10 protein-coding genes and 1 pseudogene are annotated in these 16,154 nt (G+C 72.6%); 5 read left to right on the top strand and 6 right to left on the bottom strand.

Translation table 11 applies throughout. The features are described 5' to 3' along the window. Positions 1–72 precede the first annotated feature (72 nt). Complete coding sequence (locus C8N24_RS16430; RefSeq protein ID WP_170179135.1) at positions 73–3,555, bottom strand: amidase family protein; 3,483 nt, start codon at positions 3,553–3,555, stop codon at positions 73–75. Positions 3,556–3,708: 153 nt separating this feature from the next. Between C8N24_RS16430 and C8N24_RS16425 the strand changes: the two genes are divergently transcribed. Further along, the gene (locus C8N24_RS16425) at positions 3,709–4,527 is read left to right on the top strand and encodes a hypothetical protein (RefSeq protein ID WP_121251581.1); all 819 of its coding nucleotides are present in this window, start codon (positions 3,709–3,711) and stop codon (positions 4,525–4,527) included. Position 4,528: 1 nt separating this feature from the next. Here the strand turns inward: C8N24_RS16425 and C8N24_RS16420 are convergent, their stop codons facing one another. From C8N24_RS16420 to C8N24_RS16410, 3 genes are read right to left on the bottom strand one after another with little or no spacing between them, the layout of a single operon-like run. Continuing rightward, positions 4,529–5,401 (bottom strand): alpha/beta hydrolase, encoded by an 873-nt coding sequence (locus C8N24_RS16420; protein ID WP_121251579.1) that lies wholly within the window; start codon positions 5,399–5,401, stop codon positions 4,529–4,531. Next, on the bottom strand, positions 5,386–6,096 hold the full coding sequence (locus tag C8N24_RS16415; RefSeq protein ID WP_121251577.1) for a glutathione S-transferase family protein: 711 nt from the start codon (positions 6,094–6,096) through the stop codon (positions 5,386–5,388). Before C8N24_RS16415 ends, C8N24_RS16420 begins: the two co-directional genes overlap by 16 nt. Continuing rightward, a complete protein-coding gene (locus C8N24_RS16410; protein WP_121251575.1) occupies positions 6,096–7,286 on the bottom strand; it encodes a serine hydrolase domain-containing protein in 1,191 nt (396 codons plus the stop codon). Before C8N24_RS16410 ends, C8N24_RS16415 begins: the two co-directional genes overlap by 1 nt. An 81-nt stretch (positions 7,287–7,367) precedes the next feature. On the opposite strand from C8N24_RS16410, the gene C8N24_RS16405 reads away from it, so the two are divergent. Both C8N24_RS16405 and C8N24_RS16400 read left to right on the top strand, forming a co-directional pair. Beyond that, positions 7,368–8,525 carry an SGNH/GDSL hydrolase family protein gene (locus tag C8N24_RS16405; protein ID WP_245971870.1) on the top strand — a complete coding sequence of 386 codons (1,158 nt, stop codon included), beginning with the start codon at positions 7,368–7,370 and terminating at the stop codon, positions 8,523–8,525. 9 nt (positions 8,526–8,534) lie between these two features. Continuing rightward, the gene (locus C8N24_RS16400; protein ID WP_121251571.1) at positions 8,535–10,340 is read left to right on the top strand and encodes an alpha/beta fold hydrolase; all 1,806 of its coding nucleotides are present in this window, start codon (positions 8,535–8,537) and stop codon (positions 10,338–10,340) included. On the opposite strand, the gene pdxR is transcribed toward C8N24_RS16400, so the two are convergent. Continuing rightward, a complete protein-coding gene (gene pdxR, locus C8N24_RS16395; RefSeq protein ID WP_121251569.1) occupies positions 10,300–11,715 on the bottom strand; it encodes a MocR-like pyridoxine biosynthesis transcription factor PdxR in 1,416 nt (471 codons plus the stop codon). The genes C8N24_RS16400 and pdxR overlap by 41 nt on opposite strands. 48 nt (positions 11,716–11,763) lie before the next feature. Between pdxR and C8N24_RS35035 the strand changes: the two are divergent. Then, positions 11,764–12,540: pseudogene (locus C8N24_RS35035) on the top strand (EamA family transporter); the annotation flags it as partial. Positions 12,541–12,556: 16 nt separating this feature from the next. Here C8N24_RS35035 and C8N24_RS34675 read toward each other — a convergent pair. After that, entirely contained in the window at positions 12,557–14,737 is a 2,181-nt protein-coding gene (locus tag C8N24_RS34675; protein ID WP_211339995.1) for an MMPL family transporter, read from the bottom strand. A 116-nt stretch (positions 14,738–14,853) separates the two neighbouring features. Between C8N24_RS34675 and C8N24_RS16380 the strand changes: the two genes are divergently transcribed. Then, positions 14,854–16,107, top strand: coding sequence for a YncE family protein (locus C8N24_RS16380; protein ID WP_147447835.1), 1,254 nt, complete (start codon positions 14,854–14,856; stop codon positions 16,105–16,107). Positions 16,108–16,154: the final 47 nt, after the last annotated feature.

Below are 16,154 nucleotides of genomic sequence, written 5' to 3'. Positions count from 1 at the left end.
CCGCGCCGCACGCTCGCTTCCCCCGGCCGCCCCTCAACGGCACCCAGCGAGCGTGCGACCCCCTGCAACTTGCTACGGCGTCGTCGTCGACAACGTGAACGCCAGGGTCTTCGAGTAGGACCCGGTGCGCAGCGCGTCGTTCGCTCCGACCTCCTGCGTGAACGTCACCGGCACCTCCTCGTTGGAGGTGGGCGCCGTCCACGTCTTCACGACGCCCAGCCCACCGAGCGGCTTCGGCAGCTTCAGCGAGCCGTTGACCAGATGGCCGGTCGCCGTCGTGGACGGATCCGCGACCGTCAGCGTCGCGTCGCCGGCGGTCGAGATGACCGTCGCCTTCGTCGTCGCGCTGTAGGTCTTGGGGAAGCCCGGCGTGAACGCGCCGAACGAGGCCGGAGCGCCCAGCGTCAGCGCGAGCGTCGCCGGCACGGTACCGCCGACGTCACCCGCGACCGCCGTCTCGTTCGGACCGGCCGCCGTCGGGGACTCGAGGTCGCCCGGGTGGCAGTGGTGCGGCGAGTAGAACGTGGAGCCGGGCACGCAGCGGAACATGCTCGGGTTCGTGAAGGACGGCGCCTGCCGGACCTTCGTCGCCTGCTCGAACGCGTAGCCCGCGGACAGCAGCTTCGCCTCGGCGCCGGCCGCCGCGACGAACGTGACGCCGATCGGGTTGCGGCCCGCGCTGCCCGTGCCGAAGCCGGCCGGGACGGTCAGGACCGGGTAGCCCGCGCGGTCCGCGTAGCCGACGAGCGCGTTGCCCGACGGCACCATGATCACGTCGGTGTCCGCGAGCAGCGCGTCGATGACGGCCGCGTTGGCGGCCTTGCCGGCCGTGGTGTCGGCCTCCAGCGCCGAGGTGTCGGGCGACAGCGCCGCCGTCAGCTCGCGCTGCTGGTACTTGAGCCCCTCGACCGGGTTGGCGGCGTTGTAGTCGGTGATCGACTTCAGCGTGGCCTTGCCGCCGAGGTACGCGTTCAGGTCCGTCTCGAACGAGCGCGTGACGATGCTCGGGACGCTGGCGGGCGTGCCGACCGTCTTCGTCACCGTGGTCGCGCCCGCGCCGGTCAGCGCGGTGATCGCGGCCGGGTACGGCGCGGTGGTGTTGTTGATCACGGCCACCTTGGTGCCGGCCGCGGAGGCGTTCAGGCTCACCGTCTTGCCGGAGAGCACCTCGAACGCGGTCGCGGCGTCGGCGACCGTGCGGGTGATCGGGCCGGCCGCGTCCTGGGCCTTGGCGATCGGCAGCACGCCGGTCGTCGAGACCGCGCCGACGCTGGGCTTGAGGCCGACGACGCCCGCGACGCCCGCGGGAGCGATCAGCTGCGCCGTGTCGGTCGACGTCTCCGTGCCGATCGTCAGCGCGGCGAGGCCGGTCGCGGTGGCCGCGGCCGAGCCCGCGGAGGAGCCCGCCGGCGTCTTGTCGGTGTCCGACGGCAGCAGCACCTGGCCGCCGAGCGACGAGTAGCCCTCGGGCAGGTTGGCGTCGAAGAGGCCGCCGAGCTCGGTGACGTTCGTCTTGCCGAGCACGATCGCGCCTGCCGCCTTGAGCTTGGCGACGAGCGCGGCGTCGGCCGCGGGCTTGTGGTTCTGGAGCGCGATCGAACCGCCCGTGGTCGGGAGCCCGGCCGCGTCGATCGTGTCGTCGAGCAGGACCGGCAGGCCGTGCAGCGGACCGCGAACCGTGCCCGCGGCGCGTTCGGCATCCAGCGCCTTCGCCTGCGCCACCGCGTCCGCGTTCAGCGACCGCACGGCCTGGAGCGCCGGGCCCTCGGCGTTCACGAGCGCGATCCGCGTCAGGTACGCCTTGGTCAGCGCCTCCGACGTCAGCGTGCCCGAGGCGAGCCGGTCACGCAGCGACGCGGCGGACTCCGTCTCGAGCGAGAACGGCAGGATCGTCTCCGTGCCGCCGGCCAGCGCCAGCGCGTCCTTGTAGCTCGGGTTGCAGGCGCCGCGCTCGGCGAACGCCGGCTTGGGCGTCGTGTCGGCGCAGCGGTACATGCTCGGGTTGATCTGGGACACCGGCTTGCGCAGCTTCGTGCCCTGCTCGATCACGTAGCCGACGCCGATCAGGTCCCGCTCCTTGTACGCGTTGGCGTGGATCGAGACGTTCAGCGTCCGCCGCTGGGTGTCGTTGTAGCCCATCGGGATCGTCATCTGCGGGTAGCCGGCGCGGGCGCCGTTGGAGACGCTGCCGAGGATCGCGATGAAGTCGTCGCTCGGGTCTGCCGGCGTGTCGTTCTGCATCATCCGGTCGATCCCGGAGTGGCTCAGCTGCTTGCCGACGAGCAGGTCGCTGCGGTACTGGACCGACGCGGGCGAGTCGGGCGAGATGTCGATCGCGAACGCGCTGGCGTGCGTCGCGTTGCCGAACTTCAGCGCCTCGTGGGCGTTGAGCGTGTTGTCGGCCATCTCCTGCTCGACCGTCTTGATCGGCGCCTCCGGGCCGAGGTGCTTGTAGTAGGAGCCGATGTCGCGCTTGGCCTCGTAGGCGAGCACGCCGCCGGGGATGCCGCTCGGGCTGATCACCGGACGCTCGACGAGGATCGCGCCGGCCGCGGCGAGCGCGTCGTAGGCCTGCTTGAGCGGCGTGCCCTCGGTGAGCGCGCCGTTGTAGCCGATGCGCTTGCCGCGCACGAAGTTCAGGTCCAGCGCCGAGACGTAGTTCGGGACCGTGGCCGGGACGGGCGGGATGATGTCCTCGTCCTTGATCCCCGGACCCCAGATGCCCTTGTAGTACTCGGCGTTGTGCGCGTCGTAGCCCGCGATCGACTGCAGCGTGAGCGCCGCGTTGGCGACCGTGCGGTCCATCGGGCCGGCCGTGTCCTGCGAGGCGGAGATCGGCGCGATGCCGTAGCCCGGCACCAGGCCGACGGTCGGGCGCAGGCCGACGAGCCCGTTCGCCTGCGAGGGCGAGATGATCGAGCCGGACGTCTCCGTGCCGACGACGAGCGTCGACAGCGCGGCGGCGGACGCGGAGCCCGAGCCGGACGAGGAGCCCGACGGGTTCTGGTCCGCGTCGACCGCGTTGAGCACCTGGCCCGTGAGGTTGCTGAAGCCCGACGGCTGGTTGCCGAAGTAGTTCGCGTACTCGGACAGCCCCAGCTTGCCGAGGATCACGACCCCGCTCTCACGCAGCTTCTTGGCCACGCCGGAGTCGATCTGCGGGAAGGAGTTGCGCAGCGAGAAGTTGCCCGCCGACGTGTACATGCCCTTGACGTCGATCAGGTCCTTGAGCAGGATCGGCAGGCCGTGCGCGGGGCCACGCACGTGCCCCTCCTTGCGCTCCTTGTCGAGCAGCGCGGCGTCCTTGATCGCCTGCGCGTTGAGCTGCGACACGGCGTTGAGGCCAGGCCCGCGCTTGTTCAGCGCGGCGATGCGGGCGATGTACGCGCGGGTGAGCTCGACGGAGGTCAGCTTGCCTTCGTCCATCAGCTTGACCGCGGTCGGCCCGTCCAGCGTCTCAAGGTCGAGGTCGGCGGCAGAAGCGGGCGCGGCCATGACCAGGCCGAGCGCGCACGCCATCGCCGCCAGCCGCGACGCGGCTCGAGCAGGTTTCATAGCCCCGGAGGGTGGCGGCCCCACTGGCGTCTCACATTGGACCGGATGTCGGATTCGCGTTCGACCACCGGGTGTTGAGCAACCTCTCGGTTGCGGCATCGCGGGCACGCCAACTGGGGCATCCGCCATGGCCCGTGCGGCGCAGCACTCATCATGCGCTCATTCAACACCCGTACCCGCCACGTCGTCATCGCGTCCACGATCCTGGTCCTCGGGATCGCGCCGCTCGGGGTCGCGGCCACCGGTGACGCCCTCCGCGAGGGGACGCGCAACGGCACCGCCACCAAGGAGACGGAGATCATCTCCAACAACGCCGCCGGCTACACGACGCGGCAGTCCAACAAGTCCGCGACGGGCGGCGGCGCGATCTACGGCTGCCGGTCGACGGCGGGCGGCTCGGCGGCCAACCCGCCGAAGAACCCGTGCATCCGGGCCAACAACCTCGCGAACGGGTTCGCGTTCGAGTTCAACGCCGCGGGCGGGGAGACGGCGGGCACGATCACCGTCGGCAACGGCGGCGACGGCAAGCGCCCGTTCACCACCAACGCGACCGGCGTGGCCACGGGCCTGAACGCCGACCGCGTGGACGGCGCCGACGCCGCGTCCCTGAAGACCCGCTGGCTGCTCGTCAACGAGGCGGGGCAGATCGAGGAGCAGTCGGGCGGCTTCACGATCCTCGACGCCTACCAGACGAACGCGAACGTCTACATCGACGCCGGCGCCTCGCTCGAGGGCAAGGGCCTGCAGGCGACGATCGCGATCCAGAACAAGATCGACCAGTCCGGCGACGGCACCGCCGACCCGAACTTCGGTGGCGAGGTCAGCGTCGCGCGCTGCCAGACCGCGGCGGTCGAGTGCGCGCCGGCCAACGCCAAGACGCCGAACGCGTTCGTGTTCAGCGCGCGCAACAGCGACGGCACGGCGACGGCGGCCGGCGCCCGCAAGCGCGTCTACATCCAGATCAGCGAGTAGCTCACGCGCTCAGGTGGCGCGCGAAGAACTCCGCTTCGCGCGTCACCGCCCGCTCGAACCACTCGCCGCTGTAGAGCTCGAAGTGGCCGATCGGGTAGCGGACGAGCTCGCCCTGCGGCGCCGCGTCCGCCAGCTTCTCGAGCGCCTCGTTGGAGACGAGCGAGTCCTTCTCGCACAGCGCGACCAGGACCGGGCACGTGATCGACGCCGCGTTGCGGGCCGGCCGGTAGGTGCCGACCCACAGGCCGATGCGGGCGGCCACGGCGTTCACCCAGAGCGAGTTCTCGGGCGTCATCGACGCGAAGCCGGAGACGGCGTCCTCGGTGCTCATGAGCGCGAGCTCCCCCGGGGCGCCGACCGCAGGCACGTACTTGGGCTTGCGCCCGAGCCGTGAGCCGATCTCGTCCTGCAGCGCGACCTTCGCCAGCTTCGCGGTCGTCTTGGGCGGGATCTTGAGGGCGGCCGGCAGGCCGTCGACCATCGCGCACTGCAGGACGACCGCGCTGATGCTCGGGTCGCTCGCGGCGATCTCGGTCGCGTGGCCGCCGCCGAACGAGGAGCCGAACAGGCCGACGCGCTCGACGCCCTCGAGCCCGCGGGCGTAGGCGACCGCGGTGCGCCAATCCTCGAGCTGGCGCTTGATGTCCAGCAGCTGGCGGGGCTGCCCGCTGCTCGCGCCGAAGTGGCGGTAGTCGAACGCGAGCGCCGCGAGGCCGGCCTCGGCGAAGCGCTCGGCGAAGGCGTCGAGCCGCTGGTCGCGCACGGCGGAGAGCCCGTGGCCCAGCACGACGCAGCCCTTCGCGCCCTCGGGATGCCAGAGCCAGGCGGCGACCTCGCTCCCGATGGTGACGTCGTGTCTTACAGCGGCAGCCATGCGTCCGGGAATACTGCCCGGAACCGGCCGGGATAATCGGGAACGTAGCGCCGGGCGTGCTGCCCCGCGGGGCGCGCGTCGATGTGCTCGCGCAGCTGGTCGAAGGTGAGCATCAACCGCACCGACGGCGCGACCTGGAAGTCGACGACGTTCGGCCGCTCGCCACCGATCACGCCCTCGGCCAGGAGCGCGTCGACGCGGTCCAGCTGCCCGGGCAGGGCCTGCAGGCACGCCTGCGCGGTGCCCGGCTTGGGCCGCATCTGGCGCGCGACGACCGGGCGCAGCACCGGCAGGGTCGGCTTGACGACGCCCACCGGGATGCCGAGCAGCGGCTGATGCAGGAAGCTCGCCATCGCCTCCTCGTCCTGGCCGATCGCGTAGCGGGCGAGCTGGCGCACGCCGTCCTGCAGCACGGAGTCCGCCCACGCCTCCTCGCCCGTGTCCTGGATCAGCATCGGCGGCTCCGGGACGAGCGTCTCCAGCGCCCGCGCGATCCGCATCGTGCCGGAGACGCGCTTGCCTTCGATCGTCATCACCGGCACCGTCGAGCCGCGGAAGCGCAGCAGCGGCAGCATGACCTTGTGGGTCATGTTCGGCAGGTCCAGGCGGGTGTACTCGACGCCCTTGTGGCGGAGCATCAGCTCCGCGCTGATGACGGGATGCGATCCGGGAACGCCGACGAGCTTCGCGCGCATCACTCCATCATCGCCTGATAGACGAGCTGACGCAGCTGCGACCGCAGCGGGTACGTGCTCGACGGGATCAGCTGCGTGAAGAACTGCACGCTCAGTCGGTCCTGCGGGGAGACCCAGAACGCGGTGCTCGCCAGGCCACCCCAGGCGAGCTCGCCCGGCGCGGTGGCGATCTTGGTCGCCGGGGGATCGAGCACGACGGAGAAGCCCAGCCCGAAGCCCATGCCGTCGTTCTGCGTCTCGGAGATCGTCGGGCGCGCGATGTCCTTGAGCTCCGCGCCGCCCGGCAGGTGGTTCTGGGCCATCAGGCGCAGCGTGCGCGGGGCGAGGAGCGGCGCGCCGTCGCGGACCAGCATCGACGTGAAGCGGTGGTAGTCGGCCGCGGTGCCGACGAGCCCACCGCCACCCGAGAGCATCTCCGGCGGATGCAGCGCGGGCGCGCCGAGGCGGTCGTTGCGCTTGAGGCCGGGCTCGTACAGGGCGGCCATCCGGTCGGGGTCGACGGCGCTGAACGCGGTGTCGGTCATCCCCAGCGGATCGAAGATGCGCTCCTGGAGGAACACGTCCAGTGGCTGCCCGGAGAGCACCTCGACCAGCCGGCCGACGACGTCGGTCGCCACCGAGTAGTTGAACTCGGTGCCCGGCTCGAACAGCAGCGGCAGCCGCGCCCACGCGTTCACCGTGTCCTCGAGCGAGTCGCGGCTGCCGAACTCGTAGCCGTGCGCGCGATAGACGCCGTCGAGCGGGTGCGCGTAGTGGAAGCCGTACGTCATGCCCGCCGTGTGCGTGAGGAGGTGCCAGATGCGCACGGGCTCGACCGCCGGCCGCGTGACCGGCGCGTTCTGGTTCCCGCCCGCCCACACGCGCGCGTCCGCGAACGCGGGGATGTACTTGGCGACCGGGTCCTTGAGCTCGAACGCGCCCTCCTCCCACAGCAGCATCGCGGCGACGGAGGTGATCGGCTTGGTCATCGAGTAGATGCGCCAGAGCGTGTCGTCGGCGACCGCGCGGCCGGCCTCGAGGTCCGCGCGACCGGCCTTGGCCACGTGCACGACCTTGCCGTCGCGCGCCACCACGGCCAGGAAGCCGGGCAGCTTGCCCTCGTCGACGTAGCGGGCGTAGTGGGTGTCGATGCGCGCGAGGCGGCGCGCATCGAATCCCGCTTCGGCGGGATCGATCTCGACGGTCAGCACCGGGGGATCCTGCCTTAACCCAAGCTTGTGCCAAGCCGCACGTGATCTGATCCACCCGTTCGAGTGATGAGGAGAGCCCCGATGCGCGCACGCTGGATCCCCCTGGCCGCACTCTGTGTCGCTGCCGCCCTGCCATCCGCGGCGTCCGCGGACACCGTGGTCGCCGTCGGCGACTCCGCGATCTCCGGCGAGGCCGGGCGCTGGGCGGGCAACACGAACCAGTCCGCGTCGAAGACCGACGCGCTCGGCGCCGGGGCGTACGACGACGCGGGCGGCGCGGAGTCGACGCCCGGCTGCCATCGGTCGCGATCGGCCGAGGTGCACATCGGCGACCGCGTGAAGAGCGTCAACCTCGCCTGCTCCGGCGCTCGGACCTACTCGCGCACCAGCGACGGCAAGTGGAAGCCCGGCCTGGACTTCGCGGTCTCCGGCGCGAACAAGGGCCAGGCGCGGATGCTGCAGGACCTCGCGAGCACGGACCCGGACATCAAGGCGGTCGTCGTGCTGATCGGCGCCAACGACTACGGGTTCGCCGACATCCTCGAGACGTGCGTGACCAACTGGATCACGTCGCCGTCCTGGTGGAAGAACTACTGCCACGACGACTCGAACCTGACCGCGATGTTCTCGGCCGCGAACATCAACGCGATCACGACCAACGTGCGCGCGGCCTTCAACCGCCTCAAGCAGGCGATGGGCAACGCCGGCTACGACGAGTCCCGCTACGAGATCCTCGCGCAGACGTACTCGGCGCCGTTGCCGCTGTCGGGCGGGATGCGCTACCCGGAGACCGGCTGGTCGCGCCAGTCGGTCGGCGGCTGCGGCGCCTGGAACGCCGACGTCAACTGGGCGCGCAACACCGTCGTGGAGACGCTCAACAACACCGTGAAGAACGCGGTCGCGGGCATGTCCAACGTGCAGGTCCTGGACGCCGTCGGGGCGCTCAACGGGCGCCGCCTGTGCGAGAGCACGGTCGGGCTGCTGGAGGAGAAGGGCGTCGCGACCTGGCAGTCGCCGGGCGCGGTCGACAAGACCGAGTGGGTGCACCAGATCCGCACCACGTCGACGATCTTCGGCCCGTACCAGCTGCAGGAGGACGGGCACCCGAACTACTGGGGCCAGCTCGCGCTGCGCAACTGCTTCCGCCAGGCCTACAACAGCGGTGCGCCACGTGGCGGGGCGTGTGCCCGCGGCACGGGCCTGAACGCGAAGGGCGAGCCGAACATGGCTCTGAACTAGTCTCGGCGCATGCTGCGCGCGCTCGCCGTCGCCGCGCTCGTCCTGGCCTTCGCCGCGCCGGCGCAGGCTGCGGGCGAGCTGCGGCGGTGTGGCGGCGCGGTGTGCGGGGAGCTGCGGCGGCCGCTCGACCCCGAGCGGCCGCGCGGGCGGTCGATCGACGTCGCGTTCCGGCTGTACCGGGCGCGGAAGCCGGATGGACCGCCGATCGTCGCCGTCGAAGGCGGCCCGGGCTATCCGTCGACGGGCACGCGCGCCGAGTACCGCGCGATCTTCGGCCCGCTGCTCGAGTCGCGCGACCTGCTGCTGGTCGACAACCGCGGCACCGGCGGGTCGGCGCTCATCGACTGCCGCTCGGTGCAGTCGTTCGACGGCCGGACGAGCGGGCCGGGGTTCGCGCGCCCCGCGGCCCGGTGCGCGAGCGAGATCCGGCGCCGCTACGGCGACCCGTCGCTGTTCGCCACCGCGTACGCCGTCGACGACCTCGCGGCGGTCGTCCGCGCGCTGAAGCTGGGCCAGGTCGACCTCTACGGCGACTCCTACGGCACGTACTTCGTGCAGGACTTCGCCGCGCGGCACCCGTCGCTCCTGCACTCGGTCACGCTCGACTCCGCCTACCCGCGGCGGGACACCGACCCGTGGTACGCGTCGTCGGCGGCGACGGCCCGCAGTGCGCTGGAGACGGTCTCGCCCGGGTCGGTCGCGCGGCTGGGGCAGCTGCTGGAGCGGGTGCGCGTGGCCCCGCTCTCCGGCCGGACCAAGGACGCGGACGGCACGCCGCTGCGCGTGTCCGTGGACCCCCGCGCGCTGTCCGACCTCGTGCAGGACTCCGCCTCGGACCCGGTGATCCTGCGCGAGCTGGATCCGGCGGTCACGGCGGCGCTCGCCGGCGACGCCGTGCCGCTCCTGCGGCTGGCCGGCCAGGCGAGCACCTGGAGCCACACGCCGACCGAAGCGGAGTACTTCTCGCGCGGCGCGTACCTCGCGGTCGCGTGCGCCGACTACCCGCAGGTGCTCGGGCGCGCCACGCCGCCGCCCGCGACCTTCGCCCCGTTCACGTTGCGCGAGTGGACGAGCGTCAGCGGCTTCACGCAGCCCTACGACGTCTGCCGTCGCTGGCCGCCGCCGCTGCGCCGCCCGCCCGCGCTGCCGGACCGCCGCCTGCCCGCGTCGGTGCCGGTGCTGCTCGCCGGCGGCGACCTCGACTCGCTCACGCCGGTCTCCGACGCGCCGGTCGTCGCGGAGGCGCTCGGCGGCACGGTCCGCACGGTCGTCTTGCGCAACACCGTCCACGTCACCTCACAGGGCGGCACGCACCTCGTCGAGGGGATGCGCTGCGCGCGGACGGTGATCCGCTCGTTCCTGCGCGGTGGGCTGGACGACCGCTGCGCCGCGCTCATCCCCGCGGTGCACACCGCGGGCGCGTACCCGCTGACGGTGGCGGCCGCCGCGCCGGCCCGGCTGGCCTCCGGGCCGGACCCGGGTGAGGGCGCGCGCCGGGTCGCGACGGTCATGGCGGGCGCGTTCGGCGACGCGATCGCGCGACGGCTCTACTCGTCCGGCAACCGCGGCCCCGGGCTGCGCGGCGGGCACTTCACGGCGACCGACGAGGACGACCACGTGGCCTTCCGGCTGGTCAACAGCCGCCTCGTCGGGGATCTGCCGGTCAGCGGCACCGGCACGTACGCCCCGGCGACAGGTGGAGTCGAGGCGCGGCTGCACGCCGACGGCGTCACCGCCACGGTCCGCTGGACGCAGGCGAGCCCGGTCGCCACCGTCACGATCGGCGACTCGGTCGTGATCGTGCCCGCGCCTTGACGAGCAGCTCCACGACGTGGCCCGCGGCCGCGTCGGGCACGGCGGCGAACGAGATCAGCAGCGTGGCGCCCGCGCCGGTCGCGCCGTGCTGCGCGGCGCCGTCGAGCACCACGCCCTGCTCGCGGCAGGCCGCGACGAGCGCGTCCTCGTCCGCGTCGGGGATGTGGACGGCCACGTGCAGGCCCGCGGCGGCGCCGCTGACGGTCGCGTCGGGCAGCGACGCCGCCAGCGCTTCGAGCAGCGCGTCGCGGCGACGGCGGTACGCGCGCGCCGACCGCCGGATGTGCCGGTCGTACGCACCGCGCTCGATGAAGTCGGCGAGCGCCAGCTGCTCGAGCGCGGGAAGGCCGTGGTCGAGACCCTCGCGGGCTTCCAGCAGGCGCGCGTGCCAGGCGGCGGGCGCGATCAGCCAGCCCAGCCGCAGCGCGGGCGCGAGCGTCTTCGACACCGACCCGATGTGGAACACGAGGTCCGGCCGCAGGCCCTGGAGCGCGCCGACGGGTGCGCGGTCGTAGCGGTACTCGGCGTCGTAGTCGTCCTCGACGATCATCGCGCCGTGCGCCTCCGCCCAGGCGAGCAGCTCAGCGCGCCGCGCCGCCGACATCACGACCCCGGTCGGGAACTGATGCGCGGGCGTGACGAGCACCGCGCGTACGTCGTCGGGCAGCTCGTCGACCACGATGCCCTCGCCGTCCACCCGCACCGGCACCGGCTCCAGCCCACGCACCCGCAGCAGCTCCCGGATGCCGACGTGCCCCGGGCGCTCGACCGCCACCCGCGCCCCGTGCAGGGCGACCGCGAGCGTGATGAACCCCTGCGCCGCGCCCAGCCCGACGAGCACGTCGTCGGCGGTCGCCAGCGTGCCCCGCACCCGTCCGCGGTACGCGGCGAGCACGGCCCGCAGCCGCGGCGCGCCGGCCGTCGGCGGGTAGTCGAGCTCCACGTCGCCGGCGCCACGCACCACCACCCCCAGCGACCGCAGCCAGTCCGCCCGCGGGAACCGCGCCAGGTCGGGCCGCCCCGGCCGCAGGTCGTACCGCACCGCGACATCTGTCGCGCGTCGGGGTCTGACCCCTTCGTGCGACACCTGTCGCGTGAAGGGGTCTGACCCCTTTAGGTTCGTGGCGACCCGGGGGCCCAGGCGCGGGGCGACCTCCAGCCAGCCCTCGGCGGCCAGCTGGGCGTAGGCGTCGCTCACGACGCCCCGCGACACGGAGAGGTCCGCGGCCAGGACGCGTGAGGACGGGAGGCGCTCGCCGGCGACGAGCGACCCCGAGCGGATCGCCGCGCGCAGCTGGTCCTCGACCTGGCGCTGCAGTGGGCCGGCGCCGCGCTCCAAGCCGACCAGCACCTCTCTGGCCTGGTTTTCAGACACCGATCTGGACCTTACACCCAGGCCAGAGCGCCCGTACCGTCACCAGCCATGAACGGATGGATCAAGGGCGCGATCGCCGCCAGCGTCGTCGGTGCGTCGTTCCCGGTCTCAGGCGCGCTCACGGACTACTCGTACACGGCGGGCCAGCTCATCCGGTACGCGCTGGGCGCGCTGATCCTGATCGCGCTGCTCAAAGGCCGGCTCGGCCGTCCCACGTTGAAGGAGCTCGCGCTGCTGAACGCCACGGCCGCGGTCGGCATGGTCGGCTTCAACCTCGCGGTGCTCGCCGCCGTCGACCACATCGGCGCGACCAACGCCGGCGTGATCATCGGCGCGTCGCCCGTCGTGCTCGCGCTCGCGACCGGCCACCGCCAGGTGCTGCCGGCCGCGCTGGTCGTGGTCGCCGGCGCCGCCATCGTCAACGGCGCCGACTCCGGCGTGACGCTCCTCGGGACCCTGCTCGCGATCGGCGCGCTCGTCGGCGAGGTCGGCTTCACGCTGCTCGCCGCGCCGCTGCTCCCCCGCCTCGGCCCGATGCGCGTCGCGGCCTGGGCCGCGATCCTGGCGACGGTCCAGCTGGCGGTGCTCTCACGCGGCGAGATCCCCACGCCCACGCTCACCCACACCGCCGCGATCCTCTACCTGGCGGTGATCACGACCGCGCTCGCCTTCGTGCTCTGGTTCAGCGCCGTCCAGAGCCTCGGGTCCGGTCGCGCCGGCCTGCTCGTCGGCTTCATGCCGATCGCCGCCGTCGCCGCCGACGCGGCCCTCAACGGCCGAGCGCCGTCCGCCGCAGACCTCGCGGGGACGGCGCTCGTGGCCATCGGGATCGCGCTGGGCGCTAGGCCTGAGACGGCGAAGGCTCTGCTTCGTGGCGGAACTCGGGCAGCCAGTGCAGCCGCTTCGGCAGGTACCAGTTCCACTTGCCCAGCAGCTTCATCGTCGCCGGCAGGAGCACCGCCCGCACCAGCGTCGCGTCGATGAGGATCGCGACCGAGAGGCCGATGCCCATCTGCTTGAAGTCGATGAAGCTCAGCGTCGCGAAGATCGCGAACACGGCGACCATCACGATCGCGGCGCTGGTCACGGTCGAGGCGGTGGCCTTGATCGCGTGCGTCACGGCGTCCTCGGTCTTCATGCCGCGGTCCACCGCCTCCTTGACCCGGCTGAGGATGAACACGTGGTAGTCCATCGACAGGCCGAACAGGATCACGAACAGGAAGATCGGCAGCCACGCGGTGACGCCGCCGTTGGACTCGAAGCCGAGCGCGTGCTCGAAGTGGCCGTCCTGGAAGACCCAGGTCAGCACGCCGTACGCGGCGCCGACCGACAGCAGGTTCAGCACGATCGCCTTGATCGGGATGATCAGCGAGCGGAACGTGACGAGCAGCAGCAGGAACGCGAGCACGAGCACGAACCCGACGACCAGCGGTGCGCGGCCCTTGAGGAAGTCGACGTAGTCCTTGGTCTCGGCGGTCATGCCGGACACGTAGGCCGCGGACACGCCGTCCGCGCCGCCGACGGTCTGCGCCACCAGCGACTGGCGCAGGTCCGCCAGGCCGTCGTTGGAGAGGTCGTCGGTGCCGCTGCCCTTGATCGGGATCGCGATCTGGGCGACGTGCTTGTCCTTGGAGACGGTGACGTCGACCGGCGCGTTGAAGCGGCCGGAGTCGACGGCGCGCCGCTCGAGGTCCTTGATCGAAGCGACCACCGCGGGGGACGTGACGTCGTCGCCCTTGATGGTCACGACGGCCGGGATCTGGCCACCCGGGAACGACGCCTCCATCTTGTCGTAGACCTGCATCACCGGCAGGTCGCGCGGCAGGTCGTCCGTGCCGGAGAGCACCGCGCGCATGCCGAGCGCGGGGAACGCCAGCGCGAGGAGCACCGCGGTGGCCAGCACGGCCGACACGGCCGGGCGGCGCAGGACGACGTCGAGGATCTTGCCCCACACGCGGCTCTCGCCGCCTTCGCGGCGCAGGCGGTGCAGGAACGGGACGCGGCCCTTCTCGACCTTGTCGCCGAGCACGGAGAGGATCGCGGGGACGACCGTGACGGAGCCGATCATGGCCACCAGCACGACGGTGATCGCACCGACGCCGAGCGCGGTGAACGTCTGGTCGCCGGCCAGGAACATGCCGGCCATGGCGACGATGACGGTCAGGCCGGAGATGAGCACCGCGCGGCCGGAGGTGGCGGCGGCGGTGTGGATCGCATCGCGGTGTGAAGCGCCGCGCGCACGCTCCTCGCGCTCACGGCGCAGGTAGAACAGCGTGTAGTCGACGCCCACGGCCAGGCCGACGAGCAGGACGATCGAGGCGGTGTTCTCGCCGAGCGGGACGAGCTGCGACGGCAGCGCGACCAGGCCCAGCGCCGCCATTACCGCCGACAACCCGAGCAGCAGCGGCACGCCGGCGGCCACCAGGGCGCCGAACGCGAGCACGAGGATGAGCAGGGTGATCGGCAGCGAGAGCGTCTCGGCCTTCTTGAAGTCGTCCTCGAACGCCTTCGACAGCGCCTTGCTCGCGGAGGCGGACCCGAACTCGCCGACGAAGACGTCGCGATGCGCAGCCTGCACGCCGGCCACGGCGGCCAGCACCGGCTCGACCGACGTCTCCGCCGCGGCCTCATCGCCGCGCAGCTTGAAGGTCACGAGCGCCGCGCCGTCCTTCGCGAGCTGGCCCTCGTTGCCCTTCTCGTACGGCGACTGCACGTCGTAGACGGCCTTTTGCTCGGAGACCGCGGCGACCGTGTCGTCGACTGCAGCGCGCACGGCCTTCGCGTCCTTGCCCTTGACGAGGATGCTCTCCGCGTTCTCGGAGGGGAAGTGCTGGTCGACGAGCGCGTGGGCCTTGCCGGAGTCGCCGACGTAGGTGTTCTCGTCCTCGGGGGCCTTCACGCCGAGCGCTCCGCCGACCACCAGCGAGAGCACGACGAAGGCGAGCCAGCCGAAGATGGCCTTCTTGCGGTGCTGGGCGCTCCAGCGGCCCATCCGGGCGGCGAAGTTCTTGTTCTCGGTCACGCTGCAGATGTTCGGCTCAGCGGGGCCCGAAATCCGTGGAGGCTCCCGGCGAGCCGACCTACCGGACTCCCCCGAGCCGGGTACGGCTAGCCCCAGGCGGGGTATTCGGGTCGAGCATGCTCACCACTCTCGCGCTTGTGAGCGCCCTGGCCATGCCGACGCCGCTCACCACGCTGGATCCCGGGGACGCGCTCGTGGGCGGCGACGCGTACGCGCTCTCCGGCGACTCCGCGTTCTTCACGCGCACGCGCGGGCGCGAGCTGGGCGTCTACGCGGTCCCGCTCACGGGCGGGACGCCGCGCCGGGTGTTCGCGTACCGCGTGCCGCCCAGGCACACCCCGATGCCGGAGCTGTCCGCCTCGGCGCAGCGGGTGGCGCTGCACCTGCTGGTCGAGACGCCGGACGGTGAGCTGGATTCGCACCTCTTCAGCGGTCCGCCGACGGGTCCCTGGACCCGCGTCGCCCCGCTCGACGCACGCGCGGCCGATCTGCGCACCGCGACCGTCGACGGGGACCGCCTGATCGTGCACGAGCAGGACCGGCTCGTCGTGCACGACGCGGCCGGCGCGCACGTCCTGCCGATCCCGGACCAGGGGGACGCGCAGACCGCCACCGTCGCGGGGGACCTGATGTCGTACGCGGAGGAGGACGCCAAGCGGGTCGTGATCCGCAACTGGCGGACCGGCGCGGTCGTCGCCACCCCGTCGTTCCCGGGCTTCCCCGACTGGGTCGCGCTCGGCCCGGACGGTCGCGCCGCCGTGGTCACCGGGCCCGAGTCCCTGTACGACCTGCTGCCGGGCGGGGCACCGCGCCGGATCGCCGGCACGGGCTACCGGCCCGTGATCGCCGGCGCGCGGGTCGTCTACCGCCAGAGCTACGGGCTGAAGGTGCTCGAGCCGGACGGCACGGTACGCCCGTTCGGCGTCCCGACGCGACGGCTGGAGTCCTTCACCGCTGACGAGCGGCACGTGCTGTGGAGCGCGAACGGCTGTCTGCTGGTCGCGCCGGTCGAGTCGCCGCTCGCGATCGGCGCCGGCCCGGGCCCGTGCGCCCGCGCCGAGCTGGAGCTGCCCGAGCAGCCGTCCCAGCGCCTGGCGTCCACCCTGCGCGTGACCGTGCGTTGCGTGTCCGGTCCGGGTGCGTGCGCGGGAACCCTGCGCCTCACGGCCGGGAACCGCCCCGTCGTGAGCCGCGCGCGACGCTTCAGCATCCCTGTCGGTGAGCAACGGCGCGTGCGGGTGCGCCTGACGCGGGCGGGCAAGCGCATCCTCGCGCAGGCGATCCGTCGCGATCGCGGGGTGATCGTCTACGCGCGCACGACCGTCGACGGCCATGCGGCCTCCGCGGGCGGGGGCATCGTGGTCCGCTGAACGACCTCCAGCGCCAACCTGGATGGAAACTCGCAGGGAGTGGGCAG

Source organism: Solirubrobacter pauli (genome assembly GCF_003633755.1).
In the GTDB taxonomy this organism is placed as follows: Bacteria; Actinomycetota; Thermoleophilia; order Solirubrobacterales; family Solirubrobacteraceae; genus Solirubrobacter; species Solirubrobacter pauli.
Note: the sequence above shows the minus strand (reverse complement) of the source record. Positions and strands in the feature narration are given on the sequence as shown.

Coding starts and splice junctions, on each gene's coding strand:
- C8N24_RS16430 (WP_170179135.1), bottom strand. CDS start 3,555: ATGAAACCTGCTCGAGCCGCGTCGCGGCTGGCGGCGATGGCGTGCGCG.
- C8N24_RS16425 (WP_121251581.1), top strand. CDS start 3,709: ATGCGCTCATTCAACACCCGTACCCGCCACGTCGTCATCGCGTCCACG.
- C8N24_RS16420 (WP_121251579.1), bottom strand. CDS start 5,401: ATGGCTGCCGCTGTAAGACACGACGTCACCATCGGGAGCGAGGTCGCC.
- C8N24_RS16415 (WP_121251577.1), bottom strand. CDS start 6,096: ATGCGCGCGAAGCTCGTCGGCGTTCCCGGATCGCATCCCGTCATCAGC.
- C8N24_RS16405 (WP_245971870.1), top strand. CDS start 7,368: ATGCGCGCACGCTGGATCCCCCTGGCCGCACTCTGTGTCGCTGCCGCC.
- C8N24_RS16400 (WP_121251571.1), top strand. CDS start 8,535: ATGCTGCGCGCGCTCGCCGTCGCCGCGCTCGTCCTGGCCTTCGCCGCG.
- C8N24_RS16380 (WP_147447835.1), top strand. CDS start 14,854: ATGCTCACCACTCTCGCGCTTGTGAGCGCCCTGGCCATGCCGACGCCG.